Origin of the sequence: Pseudomonas asplenii (assembly GCF_001293465.1) — a bacterium.
GTDB lineage: Bacteria > Pseudomonadota > Gammaproteobacteria > Pseudomonadales > Pseudomonadaceae > Aquipseudomonas > Aquipseudomonas fuscovaginae_B.
Map to the genome: position 1 here is coordinate 97,338 of NZ_JSYZ01000006.1, position 13,860 is coordinate 111,197.

Here is a 13,860-nt window from a genome sequence, read left to right on the forward strand (position 1 = left end):
CCTCCCCACACGGAGCTCCGATCGTTCCCACGCGGAGCGTGGGAACGATCAGTGCCAAGGGATCAATTCTGCCAAAGGGTCTTGCCGAAGAACGTCAGGGTGCGGTCCCAGGCCAGTTGCGACCACACCGGGTCGAACTGGGTGCCGGCGATGCGGCCATTGCCCACGGCGGTTTCGTTGGCGAAGGCATGGTGGGCCAGGTAACGGTGGAAGGTGGCATCGACGCCGGCCTCATGCAGCTTGGCTTCCAGGGCATCGACGGTCTCGATTGCGAAGAACAGGTCCTGGGTCGCCCAGTGGCCAAGCAGCGGTGCCTTGATTGCCGAGGCGTCGAGGTACTCCAGCGGCGGGAAGCCGTACCAGACCACGCCAGCGGTCAGCTCGGGGATCGCATTCAGCGACAGCAGGGTCAGCGCGCCACCCATGCAGAAGCCGGTCACGCCGATGTTCTTCGTGTAGCCGCCCAGGTACTGCACCGCGCCACGGATGTCCTGGCTCACCGCTTCGGCGAAGTCGAGCTTGCTCATCAGGTGGTGGGCTTCTTCCTCTTCCACCGTGGACTCGCCACGGTACAGGTCCGGCACCAGCGCCAGGTAACCGCTGGCCGCCAGGCGATCGGCGACACCGCGGATCTGGTCGTTCAGGCCCCACCACTCCTGGATGACCACGATGGCCGGGGCACCTTCCAGCTTGGCCGGGCGGGCCAGGTAGCCGCTGACTTCGCGGCCGTCCGGGCGTTTGAAGCTGACCGGGTTGTTTGCTTGGGACATGGCTCGTCACCTCGAATCGGGTTGAATGGAATCGGACCCGATTAAAGCCCCATGTCCCGGCCTTGGCGAGCACTATTTGAACGAAGGCTGTCCCTTACTTCAGCTCGAACACCAGGCAGGGATTGCCGTTGAAGCGCCCTTCGAACGCCGGCTCCGCCTTCTCCAGCGAGGTGCCCGCCAGCAGGTTCTGCTCCTTGCGCGACAGGATCACCCAGGCCGGGCGCGGCAGCGAATCCAGGCTGGGCGCATTCCTGGCCGCGATGAACAGCGGCTTCTCGTCGTGGTCCAGGTTCATCATGTAGCGCACCGCCCAGGTGTCCTGGCCCAGATTGAGGAACACCAGCGGCCCCGGATTCGCCGCACGCAGGTGCTCCACCGGGCCAACGAAGCCCCGGGTGTCGAATTCCAGGTCCTTGGCCGGCTCGACCACCTTCACCAGCAGCAGCCACTGGGCCGCCAGGGCGATCAGGCTGAGCAGCACCAGGCGCCGCCCCGGTTCGGCGGATGGCTTCAGCCAGAGCCTGGCGGCGAGCACCTGCAGCACCACCAGCACGCCCACCAGCAACGGCACCGACACCTGCGGCCAGAACCCATGCTTGAGCCAGGAATGGCGCAGGACGAACACCACGACAATCCCCAGCCCCGGCAGCAACGCCACCAACCCGGTATAAAAACGCCGCACACCCGCCAGCCAACCGTGCGCGTTCAACAACCCATAGGCCGCCACCGCCGCGAACATCGGCACCATCGGCAGGATGTAATAGGCTCGCTTGAAGTGCGGCACCGACAAGCCCAGCAGAATCATCAGGCCACAGGCTCCCAGCCGCAGGGCCAGTTGCACCTCATCGTCGCGGTCACGCTGCGTCCATGTGTGGCGCAGCGCGATCAGCGTTGCCAGCGCCAGCGGTACCACCGGGAAGTAGCGGTAGAGGCTGAGCTGGAAGTAGAAGAAGAACGGCTCGCCACTGTCCCCCAGGCGCCCGCCGATCTGCATGGTGTAGACCTGCCTGGCGAAGTCCTCGCCACCGCTCAGCCGGGCCAGGCTCATCAGCGCCCACCAGCAGGCCGCCAGCAACAGCAGGCCGACCACGCCGTAGCCCAACACCCTGCGCACGACCTGCAGCGTCTCGGCCCGCGACCGGCAAACGCCCATGGCCCAGTAGACACAGGCCACGCCACAGACCTCGATCAGCCCCAGCGGCCCGCGAATGACGAAGCCCAGCACGAACAGCGGGAACACCGCGTATTGTCGCAACCGCGAACCGAGGCGTTCGCCGGTGTGCAGCAGGTAGAAGCAGGCCAGGCACAACAGCGAGGTCATCTGGTCCAGGCACACCGAGCGCGACTTCTCCAGCAGTTGCGTCGTCAGCGCGGTCAGCAGCACCGTCAGCAGCGCCCAGGTGCGCCCCGATGGCGCCAGCAGCCGGTAGATCATCGCCAGCACGCCCGCCGAGGCCAGCGCCGTCGGCATGACGTTGGCCAGGTGGTTCGGCGCGCCGAACAGCCGGGCGAACAGGTAGCTCAGGAAAGTCGCGGTGCCCGGGTAATCGGGATAGGGCTCGCCATAGGTCGTGGCGAAAAAGCCCGGACCATGACGGAACATTTCCTCGAGGAACAGCCACCAGCGGCCGTCGAACCCCTGGGCCGTCTGGTCCCAGATGCCAAGGGTGAAGAGCAGCAGGGCGACCAGGAAGATCGACAACGATTCGAGGCTAAGGCGTTTTTCGTGGGCCATCGGCATACGACTCATCCGCAACGACAGGGTGGACGGGCAAACCCTAATGGTGCCGTGCGGGGCACTGAATGCTGCCTGAACGAAGGCCAGAACCCGCGTGACTGGGAATCCTTCTCGGCAGGTTGTGCTACCCCCGGCCCCTGGCACCCTCTATAGTCCCCAGTCAGTCCAAGGTAGGAGCCTACGCAGTGCACTCCAGAATCACTCTCCGCCACCAGTTCCTTCGTACCCTGACTTTCGCCCTTTCGCTGGCCCTGTTCAGCGCCCCGAGCCAGGCCAAGGCCCTGCCCGACGCCCCGGAGATTGGCACCGGCTATCGCAGCGGCATGCTCACCCGGCAGGCGAGCAGGCACATGGCCGCCGCCGCCAACCCGCTGGCCGCCGAAGCCGGGCGCGAGATCCTGCGCCAGGGCGGCTCTGCCGTGGACGCGGCGATCGCGATGCAGGCCGTGCTGACCCTGGTCGAGCCGCAGGCCACCGGGATCGGTGGCGGCGCCTTCATCATGGTCTGGGATGGCAAGCAGGTGCACGCCTACGACGGCCGCGAAACCGCTCCGGCCGGGGCCAACGAAAAACTGTTCCTGAACGCCGACGGCACCCCGATGGCTTTCACCCAGGCACAGATCGGCGGCCGCTCGGTCGGCACACCCGGCGTGATGCGTGCCCTGGAACTGGCCCACCGCAGCAACGGTCGGCTGCCCTGGGCCAAGCTGTTCGAGCCGGCGATCCGCCTGGCCGAGCAGGGTTTCCCGATTTCGCCACGCCTGCACAAGCAGATCGCCGCCAGCCCGTTCCTGCCGAAATCGCCGGCCATGGCCGCCTACTTCCTGGACGCGGATGGCCGCCCGAAAGCGGTCGGCACGGTACTGAAGAACCCGGCGTTGGCCGCGGTGCTCAAGCGTATCGCCAACGAAGGCAGCGACGCGTTGTACAAAGGCCGCATCGCCGAGGAGATCGTCGCCGCGGTCAATGGCAGCGCCAACCCCGGCAGCCTGTCGCTGGCCGACCTGCAGGGCTACCAGGCCAAGGAACGCACGCCGATCTGCTCCGACTACAAGCAATGGAAACTCTGCGGCATGCCACCGCCCTCCTCCGGGGCGATCGCCCTCGCGCAGATCTTCGGCACGCTGCAGGCGTTGGAAGCCCGCGACAAGCGCTGGGCGCTGCCGGCACTGCCGCCCCTGAAAACCTCGACCGCCGCCGGCCTGGAACCCCGCCCGGAGGCCGTGCACCTGATCGCCGAGGCCGAGCGGCTGGCCTATGCCGACCGCGGCCTGTACGTGGCCGACAGCGATTTCGTGCCGGTACCGGTGGCCGGCCTGATCGACCCGGCGTACCAGGCCCAGCGCGCCCGGCTGATCAGCGAACGCAGCCTGGGCAAGGCCGAACCCGGCGTACCGAGCGGCGTGCAGGTGGCCCTGGCCCCCGACCGCTCGCCCCTGCGCATCTCCACCTCGCAGATCGTCGCCGTGGATGACCAGGGCAGCGCGGTGTCCATGACCACCACGGTGGAAAGCTCGTTCGGTTCGCACCTGATGGTCGAGGGCTTCATCCTCAACAACCAGCTGACCGACTTCTCCTTCATCCCCAGCGAAAACGGCAAGCCGGTGGCCAACCGCGTCGAGCCGGGCAAGCGCCCGCGCTCGTCGATGGCGCCGACCCTGGTGTTCGATCGCCAGAATGGCGAATTCCTCGGTACCGTCGGTTCGCCGGGCGGCTCGCAGATCATCGAGTACGTGGCCAAGACCCTGGTCGGCCTGCTGGACTGGCAGCTCGACCCGCAGGCCGCGATCAACCTGCCCAACTTCGGCAGCCGCAACGGCCCGACCGAGCTGGAGCCCGGCCTGTTCTCGCCACAACTGATCGACACGCTGAAGCAGCAGGGGCATGAGGTCAACGAACTGGAAATGACCAGCGGCACTCAGGCGATCATGCGCGTGCGTGATGCCCAGGGCCGTACGTCCTGGGCCGGTGGCGCCGACCCGCGGCGCGAAGGCGAGGCGCTGGGCGACTGACGTGCAAGGACGGTGGCGGGCCCGCTCGCCACCGTTGCCGGGCCTGCTACACAGTCATTCACAATTTATTAAGATATTCCTCCGTATAGTGCCGGGTCATCTGGAGGCCTCAGGGCCGACTTTCCTTTCCCCGGTATCCCCATGCGCACGACACGTCCCGTTATCCTGCTGTTCCTGCTTGGCTGCCTGCTGTTCTTCTTTGCCCTGGGCAACCATGAGTTGCAGGGTTCCACCGAATCCCGGGTGGCCGGGATCGCCATGGAAATGCACCTGAACAACGACTGGATCACCCCGCGCCTGCTGGGCGACCCGTTCCTGGAAAAACCCCCGCTGAGCCTCTGGCTCGATGCCACGGCGATCAAGCTGCTGGGCGGCACGCCCCTGGCGGTGCGCCTGGCCTCGGCGTTCGCCGGGCTGTTCACGGTGCTGGCGCTCTACGGTTTCATGCGCAGGATCGGCCGCCCCACCCTGTTGGCCTGGGCCGCCGCCGCAATGCTGATGACCATGGCCAGCTACCTGGGCAATGCCCGCCAGGTCGGTGAGGACGCCATTCTCAGCCTCGGCGTATCGCTGGCGCTGTTCGCCTTTTTCCAGGCCAATGAGCAGCGCAAGCGCCAGGCCGCCACCCTGGGGAGCTGGCTGGTGTTCATGCTCGGCATCGCGATCGCGACCCTGACCAAGGGCGTACTGGGGCTGGCCCTGCCGGGTGTGGTGATTTTCTTCTATCTGGTCAGCGAGAGCCTGCTCGAGCGGCGCTTGACCCTCGGCAACTGGCTGCGCCCGGCACTGTTCACCCTGGTGGGGCTGATCCCGCTGCTGATCTGGCTGAAACTGCTATACGGGCAGGGCGGCGCGGATGCTGTCCGTGAAGTGCTCTGGGCCAACAGTGTCGGCCGCTTCAGCGGCTCGTTCACTGCGGCCGGCCACTACGAGCCCTTCTACTATTACTTCACCAAGTTGCCGGAGGCGTTCCTGCCCTGGAATCTGCTGGTGTACCTGGGGCTCTGGCACCTGCGCAAGGAGCTGGTGCGCAAACGCCACCTGCTGTTCGCCAGCGTCTGGTTCCTGGCCCAGTTCACCCTGCTGACCCTGGCCTCGAGCAAGCGCATGGTGTACATGGTGTCCATGGCGCCCGCCGCCGCTATCATCGCCGCCGAATACAGCGCGGTGGTTCTCGCCTGGCTGCGTCGGCGCTCCGCCACCTCCACGCTCAGCCGCCAACTGGTCGACAAGCGCCGCCCGCTGGCTGCGGCGCTGCTGGCCGTGGTCGTCTGCGGTTATCTGGTGGCCGCCTGGCGGGCGCCGCTGGCCGACCGCAACACCTCGTTCAAGCCGGTGACCGACCAGGTCATCGCCCTGCAGGCCAGCGGCAAGCAGGTCGCGCTGTACCAGCCGGACGAACGCCTGGCCTCGACCGTGTTCTACACCCAGCGCCAACAAGCGGTGGTACAAACCCAGGAACAGTTGGACGCGTTCCTGCAGGCCTCGCCGGACAATGTCGCCGTGGCCCAGAACCAGCAACCCGATGCCTCGCACAAGGTACTGGCCACCGTCACCATCGGCGGCAAGCGCACTTACTACTTCTACACCCGCTGAACACTCATGGGCATAAAAAAACGGCGCTCCTGGAGCGCCGTTTTTCATGGGGCGGGTACTTACTGAACGTTCTTCAGCTTGACCACGTCGCCGGACACCTTGGTGGTGTAGCCGGTCAGGACCCAGGCCCAGAACCAGTTTTCCTGGACCTGGGTGTTGATCAGTGCGTCACCGCCCTTGGCCTGGATGGCAGCAGTCTGGGCACGGACGAAACGGTCGTTCTGGCGGATCGGGATGAATCCGAACAGCAGCATGCCGGTAGCGGTCGCTTCGCTGTGACCGACCACGGTGTACTGGTTGCTGTCCAGCTGCCGGGTTTTCATCGCCGTGCCGGTGCAACCGCCCAGCGCCAGGGTAACCAGCAGGGAAGCGGCGATTTTGCTCGCGTATTTCAAGGGATAACTCCATGGGAAAAACCCCGGGAGTCATTTCCCGGGGACGCGTACTGTAAAGGGGATAGCGGCAAACTCAAATGCTTCATCGAGTGCCATGTGGTCTGGGCCTGGCGATTCTCGGCGTTGCCCTAGGGCTTGAACACCTGCGGCCAGTCCGGGGCTTCGATATAACCCATCACCTTCGGCGCCTGGCTGGCCGAATGCTCGGTCAGGAACAGCGCCAGCCCGTAGCCTGGCGACGGCATGGAGAAATTCATGGCGTCTTCCAGTGCCCCCATGCATTCGCTGTGGGTGACCAGCACCAGGTTGCGCCCCGGCACCTTGTAGCGGCGAATGTCGCGCAGCAGGGTCTTGCGGCAATTGAACAGCCAGTCCTGGGTGCTGCTGGCGTGGTTGAACATGTAGGCGGAGGTCTGCACGGCACGGGTCAACGGGCTGTTATAGATATCCGTTCGGGACAGGCCGAGCCTTTCGAAGCGCGCGCCCAACGCCACCGCCACGTCGCGAGCGCGATCGGTGATGCCGTCCGGCTCCGCCAGGCAGGGCGCCCTGGAGCGGTCGCAACGCTCGACATGGCGCACCAGCACCACCATTTCGCCCCTGGCCCACCCCGCAGTCAGCGCCATCGCGCTATCATTGCCAGCCTGGGCCAGATCGACAACGGCAGCGGGCCGCAACATCACCAGCGTCAGCGGAATGACGAGCAGCGCTGCCAGCGATACCAGCAGGGCGTTCCGGTACCGGACGAGGCGGTTCAGTTCGAACGAGCGCTTCAACCAGCTATACGGCAGTCTTGATTCCACGTTCGGCTGCCTCTGCGAAAAAGGCCGGTTGAGTAGGCAATGTCGGCGACGCTACAGCACAAAAATGACAACTGAGCCTCGGGCTTGACTGCCGCTGGAGAAACCGCTTCCCTGCCTGCTGCAAACTCATTCGAACACAGAGCCTAGGTTCGTGAAGGTCGCGTCGCGGTGAAAGGAATGTGAAAAATTCCTCAATCGCCGACCTCGATCCGGCCTGGCTGAACGCCCCTGACGAAACGTAAACACCCTCGAAACATCCGAATCTCCTGCAAGAAGTTACAATTGGTGAAACACCTTCCCCGAGAAAAACCTTTCAGCTATCGGCTTTCCCGCCGATACAGCCCTTACGAACAAATTCAGCTGGCACCAATAACAACACCTTCCAGCCACCCGATGAGCAAGCAACACCAAGTTACTGGAGGAATTCAATGAATAGCTGGTTTGGCAATATCAGCGTCAATCTGAAACTGGGCCTGGGCTTCGGCCTGGTCCTGGCGCTGACCACGATCCTGGCGCTGACCGGCTGGACCAGCCTGGGCGGTCTGATCGACCGCAGCAACTGGATGAGCGACATCACCCAGCTCAACGCCTCGCTGACCAAACTGCGTGTGGCCCGGCTGCAATACATGCTGACCAACGGCGACGAAACCGCCGCGCAGAACGTGCAGGTCAACCTCGACGCGTTCATCGTCCAGCAGCAGAAACTGCTCAACAGCTTCAAGAGCCCGGAAAACGTCAAGCTGCTCAAGGAGCAGGCGGCGACCATCACCGCCTACCAACAGTCGCTGAACAAGATGCGCGAGGCCTACCGCACCGGTAACGGCGCCCGCCAGAGCATGAGCGAGACGGCCGAAGTCGTGCAGAAACTGATCGCCACGATCCACGACAACGTGCTGCAGATGGCTCCAGGCGAGGACAACCGCTTCGAGCGCTTCCAGGCCATCATCCGCGCCAAGGAACAATTCCTGCTGACCCGCTACGAAGTGCGTGGCTACACCGGCAACAGTAACCCGGAAACCGAACAGAAGGCTGCCAATCAGCTGAACGAAACGATTGCCGGCCTCAAACAACTGGCCGAGCATTTCAGCAGCAGCCAGCAGAGCGAACTCCAACAGCTGGAAACCGGCCTGGCCAACTACCGTACGGCCGTGCTGGCGTACAAGCAGGCCAACAACGATGTCGTGCAGGCCCGCAAGGAAATGACCGACCAGGGCAACAGCATCGTCGCCCTCAGCGAGCAGCTGTACCAGATCCAGCTGGACCGCCGTGACAGCGACAGCGCCCAGGCCCGCAGCCTGCAACTGGGCAGCACCCTGCTCGCGCTGCTGTTCGGCATCCTCGCCGCCGTGGTCATCACCCGCCAGATCACCCGCCCGATCCAGGAAACCCTGGGCGTGGTGGAACGCATCGCCTCCGGCGACCTGACCCACAACCTGGTGGTCACCCGCCGGGATGAACTGGGCGTGCTGCAACAGGGCATCCAGCGCATGGGCGCGACCCTGCGTGACCTGATCAGCGGCATTCGCGATGGCGTGACCCAGATCGCCAGCGCCGCCGAACAATTGTCGGCAGTCACCAGCCAGACCAGCGCCGGGGCCAACAGCCAGAAGGTCGAGACCGACCAGGTGGCCACCGCCATGCACGAAATGACCGCCACCGTGCAGGAAGTGGCGCGTAACGCCGAACAAGCTTCGACGGCAGCCTCCGCCGCGGACGGCGAAGCCCGTGACGGCGACCGGGTGGTCGGCGAGGCCATCGCCCAGATCGAACGCCTGGCCAGCGAAGTGGTGCGCTCGACCGAAGCGATGAGCGTGCTGCAACAGGAAAGCGAGAAGATCGGCAGCGTCATGGACGTGATCAAGGCCGTGGCCGAGCAGACCAACCTGCTGGCCCTCAACGCCGCCATCGAGGCGGCCCGTGCCGGTGAGGCCGGCCGTGGTTTCGCCGTGGTCGCCGACGAGGTCCGCGGCCTGGCCCAGCGTACCCAGAAGTCCACCGAGGAGATCGAAGGCCTGGTGGCGGCCCTGCAGAGCGGTACACAGCAGGTGGCAACCGTGATGAACAACAGCCGCTCGCTGACCGACAGCAGCGTCGAGCTGACCCGCAAGGCCGGGGTTTCGCTGGAAAACATCACCCGCACGGTGTCGAACATCCAGTCGATGAACCAGCAGATCGCCGCGGCGGCCGAAGAGCAGAGCGCGGTGGCCGAAGAGATCAGCCGCAGCATCATCAACGTTCGCGATGTCTGCGAGCAGACGGCGGCCGCAAGCGACGAGACGGCCGCCTCCAGCGTCGAGCTGGCACGCCTGGGCAGCCAGTTGCAGACGATGGTCAGCCACTTCCGGGTCTGAGCGGATCGGAACGGTACCTGGACCAGGCCTGTGGGTGACACCCGGGTTCTGGGCCAGGCCCGCGAAAAGGCCTGTCAGCCTTGCCCACCCCTGAAATCCCTCTCAAGACGGTGAGAGGGGTTGCTCACAGGCTCCGCTCCTGGCGGGCGATCCCGTGCTTGCGCAGCTTTCTGTACAGGGTGTTGCGACTGACTCCGAGCTGCCCGGCCGTGTTGGTCATATGCCAACGCTGCTGCTCCAGCGCATGGAGCAGCGCCAACCGCTCGGCGTCTTCCAGCGGATGCGCGCCAGCCGGTTCAGCCGGCACATCCTCGACCAGCGGCCGCGTCTGGCGAATCATCGCCGGCAGATCCGCCACGCCGATCCGACCGTCCTCGCACAGCGCCACCAGGGTACGCAGTACCGTGCGCAACTGCCGAACGTTCCCCGGCCAGGCAAACCCCAGCAGGGCCTGACGCGCCGCCGCATCGATCGACACCCCCTGCCCCGCCGCCTCCTGCGCCAGCAGGAAATCCAGCAACCGGGACTTGTCGCTGCGCTCGCGCAAGGCCGGCAGAGCGATCTCCAGGCCGTTGAGCCGGTAATACAGGTCCTCGCGGAAACCACCGTCCTGTACCCGCTCCAGCAGATGGCGATGGGTCGCGCTGATGATCCGCACGTTGACCGCCTCCGGCTCACCGCCGATCGGCACCACCTGCCGGTCCTCCAGCACCCTCAGCAGGCGGGTCTGCAATGCCAGCGGCATGTCGCCGATCTCGTCGAGGAACAGCGTGCCGCCATCGGCCTGTTGCAACTTGCCGCGCATGCCTTCCTTGCGCGCGCCGGTAAAGCTGCCGCCGCGATAGCCGAACAGTTCGCTCTCGATCAGGCTTTCCGGAATCGCCGCGCAGTTGAGCGCGACAAACGGCTTGTCGGCGCGCTGGCTGGACTGGTGCACCGCCTTGGCGAACGCCTCCTTGCCCGAGCCGGTTTCGCCGTTGATCAACAGCGGCACATCACGCTCGAACACCCGCAAGGCCTTGCGAAAATCGCTCTGCAGGGTCTCGTCGTCCAGGCAGATGTCCGCCGCAGCGACCCGCCCGACCGCCACCGCCGCCGGCACCAACGGCCTGGGCACGCTGCGCGGCTGGCCACGCAGCACCGCGAACAGGCTGCGGCCATCGCGGGTCCGCAAGGGCCAACTGGCGCTGGCCTGGGTACTGGCGCGGCCGAGCAGCTCATCCAGCGAACAATCGAAAAACGCCTCTACCGGCTGCCCGAGCAAACCGCCGCGGCCAAACCCGAGCAGGTTCAGCGCACTCTGGTTGACCGCGCAGATCCGCCCTTCACCGTCGAACGCCAGCAGCCCTTCGCTGAACAGGCCGACGGATTCGGCCTGCAGATGAAAACGCAGCAACCAGTGCTGGTCGTAATGCCGCAGGAAATAGCAGCTCTCGATCATCTTTGCCGACAGGTTCACCAGCGCCATGGTATGGAACTGGCTCTGCCGGGACACATCCGGGCGGGCCGAGGAAACATCCAGCACCGCCAGCAGCTCGCCCTGGGGATCGAACACCGGGCTGGCCGAGCAGGTCAGCCCGGTATGGCGGCCGCGAAAGTGTTCGTCCTGGTGAATGGTCAGCGCCTGACGCTCCACCACGCAGGTGCCGATGCCGTTGGTGCCTTCGCAGGCTTCGCTCCAGTCGGCGCCGAGCCAGAGCCCCGCGCGCTCGAAGATCTTGCGCTCGGACGGCGCAGTGACACAGTTGAGGATCACCCCGCGGGCATCGGTCAGCAGCACCGCGTGACCGGCGCCGGACAACTGCTGGTGCAGGCTGGTCATCTCGTTGCCGGCAATCTGCAGTACCTGGCGCAGGCGCTCGCGGCTTTCCAGCAGGCGACCGTGTTCGAGCACGGTGGGGGCGATGCTCAACGAGGGGTCGAGGTGGTAATCCTCCAGGCAACGCAGCCAGGAACGGGCGATCGATGGATCACTGCCCGGGCCGCCGCTCAGGGCCTTGCCCTGGGTCACGGTGAGCACCTGCCGGGCGTGACGACTCAGATGGTTGTTCTGCATTTCTTATTGTTCTCCCCCGTCCAGGAATGGCCTCTCCCCCACAACCACTCCGGGAGCCGGATTGTGTGGGAGCGGGCTTGCCCGCGAATAGGCCATCAAGCGTGGCCCAGGGCGCCAGGCCCCGCAGCACGTTCGACTTCACCTCAACGCCCAGCATCCTCCTGCACGGCGAGCATTGCAATCGCCCCGCGACCGATGAGTCATGGGCTGTGCCACAGGCGTGACAAAGTGTCACCCCCGACTGTACCAACCGTGTCACAACCCGGCGGCCCACGTGTTAGTCCAACCAGACCGGGCCCCGACATAGAGCGCTTTCAACGCACTGGCCCGACCTTTGCTCTACGCTTGTCAGACGCTAAACCGCGTACTCCCTAATAAGCACAAAAGCCAAGGAGACACTCACCATGCGTTATGCCCACCCTGGTACTGCCGGCGCCATCGTTTCGTTCAAGGCCAAGTATGGCAACTACATCAATGGCGAATTCGTCGCGCCCGTCGACGGCCAGTACTTCACCAACACCTCGCCGGTGAATGGCAAGCCCATCGCCGAGTTCCCCCGCTCCAACGCCAAGGATATCGACAAGGCCCTCGACGCCGCCCATGCCGCCGCCGATGCCTGGGGCAGCACCTCGGTGCAGGCCCGTTCGCTGATCCTGCTGAAAATCGCCGACCGCATCGAACAGAACCTGGAAACCCTGGCGATCACCGAAACCTGGGACAACGGCAAGGCCGTGCGCGAAACCCTCAACGCCGACATCCCGCTGGCCGCCGACCACTTCCGCTACTTCGCCGGCTGCCTGCGCGCCCAGGAAGGCAGCGCCGCCGAGATCGACGGCAACACCGTGGCCTATCACATCCATGAGCCACTGGGCGTGGTCGGCCAGATCATCCCGTGGAACTTCCCGCTGCTGATGGCCGCCTGGAAACTCGCCCCGGCCCTGGCCGCCGGCAACTGCGTGGTGCTCAAGCCCGCCGAGCAGACCCCGCTGGGCATCTGCGTGCTGCTGGAACTGATCGGCGACCTGCTGCCTCCCGGCGTACTGAACGTGGTGCACGGTTTCGGCAAGGAGGCCGGCGAAGCCCTGGCCACCAGCAAGCGCATCGCCAAGATCGCCTTCACCGGCTCGACCCCGGTCGGTTCGCACATCATGAAGTGCGCCGCCGAGAACATCATTCCGTCCACCGTGGAGCTGGGCGGCAAGTCGCCGAACATCTTCTTCGAAGACATCATGCAGGCCGAGCCGAGCTTCATCGAGAAAGCCGCCGAAGGCCTGGTACTGGCATTCTTCAACCAGGGTGAAGTGTGCACCTGCCCATCCCGGGCGCTGGTGCAGGAGTCGATCTACGACGAATTCATGCAGGCAGTGATGAAGAAGGTCGAGCAGATCAAGCGCGGCGACCCGCTGGACACCGACACCATGGTCGGCGCCCAGGCCTCCGAGCAGCAGTTCGACAAGATCCTCTCGTACCTGGAAATCGCCAAGAAGGAAGGCGCCCAGTTGCTGACCGGCGGCCAGGTGCAGAAACTCGACGGCGACCTGGCCAGCGGCTACTACATCCAGCCGACGCTGCTCAAGGGCAACAACAAGATGCGTGTGTTCCAGGAGGAAATCTTCGGCCCGGTGGTGAGCATCACCACCTTCAAGGACGAGGCCGAAGCCCTGGCGATCGCCAACGACACCGAGTTCGGCCTCGGTGCCGGCCTGTGGACCCGCGACATCAACCGCGCCTACCGCGTCGGCCGCGGGATCAAGGCCGGTCGCGTGTGGACCAACTGCTACCACCTGTACCCGGCGCACGCCGCCTTCGGTGGCTACAAGAAGTCCGGCGTCGGCCGTGAAACCCACAAGATGATGCTCGACCACTACCAGCAGACCAAGAACCTGCTGGTGAGCTATGACATCAATCCGCTCGGGTTCTTCTAAACCCTGAAGCCGCCTTCGCGGGCAAGCCACGCTCCTACAGGTTCATGTGAAACACCATCCCGGGGACGACACCCCACTGTAGGAGCCGGGCTTGCCCGCGAACAGGCCCCCTGACACCCCATAACCTCTGGCTGCCCCGCTACGGGCCCTGCGTGCGCGCTGTACAGCAAATCGACACCCGAAAGTCCAACAACCAAACAATAAGAAAGACAAG

Annotated in this window: 9 protein-coding genes and 1 pseudogene; 5 read left to right on the plus strand and 5 right to left on the minus strand. The window is 65.1% G+C overall.

Annotated features, from left to right (window positions below):
* Positions 1 to 62: 62 nt before the first annotated feature.
* Both PF66_RS09145 and PF66_RS09150 read right to left on the minus strand, forming a co-directional pair.
* A complete protein-coding gene (locus PF66_RS09145) occupies positions 63 to 770 on the minus strand; it encodes a dienelactone hydrolase family protein (RefSeq protein WP_054062513.1) in 708 nt (235 codons plus the stop codon).
* A gap of 94 nt (positions 771 to 864) precedes the next feature.
* On the minus strand, positions 865 to 2,505 hold the full coding sequence (locus tag PF66_RS09150) for a glycosyltransferase family 39 protein (RefSeq protein WP_054062551.1): 1,641 nt from the start codon (positions 2,503 to 2,505) through the stop codon (positions 865 to 867).
* Positions 2,506 to 2,693: 188 nt separating this feature from the next.
* Here PF66_RS09150 and ggt point away from each other — a divergent pair, with 188 nt between their 5' ends.
* On the plus strand, positions 2,694 to 4,520 hold the full coding sequence (ggt, locus tag PF66_RS09155) for a gamma-glutamyltransferase (protein ID WP_054062514.1): 1,827 nt from the start codon (positions 2,694 to 2,696) through the stop codon (positions 4,518 to 4,520).
* A 141-nt stretch (positions 4,521 to 4,661) separates the two neighbouring features.
* Positions 4,662 to 6,116, plus strand: coding sequence for an ArnT family glycosyltransferase (locus PF66_RS09160; RefSeq protein WP_054062515.1), 1,455 nt, complete (start codon positions 4,662 to 4,664; stop codon positions 6,114 to 6,116).
* 59 nt (positions 6,117 to 6,175) lie between these two features.
* Here PF66_RS09160 and PF66_RS09165 read toward each other — a convergent pair whose 3' ends face one another.
* On the minus strand, positions 6,176 to 6,511 hold the full coding sequence (locus tag PF66_RS09165) for a hypothetical protein (protein ID WP_054062516.1): 336 nt from the start codon (positions 6,509 to 6,511) through the stop codon (positions 6,176 to 6,178).
* A 128-nt stretch (positions 6,512 to 6,639) separates the two neighbouring features.
* The gene (locus tag PF66_RS09170; RefSeq protein WP_416770651.1) at positions 6,640 to 7,314 is read right to left on the minus strand and encodes a histidine phosphatase family protein; all 675 of its coding nucleotides are present in this window, start codon (positions 7,312 to 7,314) and stop codon (positions 6,640 to 6,642) included.
* A gap of 563 nt (positions 7,315 to 7,877) precedes the next feature.
* On the opposite strand from PF66_RS09170, the pseudogene PF66_RS33875 reads away from it, so the two are divergent.
* Positions 7,878 to 8,762 (plus strand): annotated as a pseudogene (locus PF66_RS33875) (methyl-accepting chemotaxis protein); the annotation flags it as partial.
* Between the two features lie 198 nt (positions 8,763 to 8,960).
* The gene (locus PF66_RS33880; RefSeq protein ID WP_425357891.1) at positions 8,961 to 9,665 is read left to right on the plus strand and encodes a methyl-accepting chemotaxis protein; all 705 of its coding nucleotides are present in this window, start codon (positions 8,961 to 8,963) and stop codon (positions 9,663 to 9,665) included.
* 124 nt (positions 9,666 to 9,789) lie between these two features.
* Here PF66_RS33880 and PF66_RS09180 read toward each other — a convergent pair whose 3' ends face one another.
* A complete protein-coding gene (locus PF66_RS09180) occupies positions 9,790 to 11,721 on the minus strand; it encodes a sigma-54-dependent Fis family transcriptional regulator (protein WP_054062519.1) in 1,932 nt (643 codons plus the stop codon).
* Between the two features lie 404 nt (positions 11,722 to 12,125).
* On the opposite strand from PF66_RS09180, the gene exaC reads away from it, so the two are divergent.
* A complete protein-coding gene (gene exaC / locus PF66_RS09185; RefSeq protein ID WP_054059792.1) occupies positions 12,126 to 13,646 on the plus strand; it encodes an acetaldehyde dehydrogenase ExaC in 1,521 nt (506 codons plus the stop codon).
* Positions 13,647 to 13,860 lie beyond the last annotated feature (214 nt).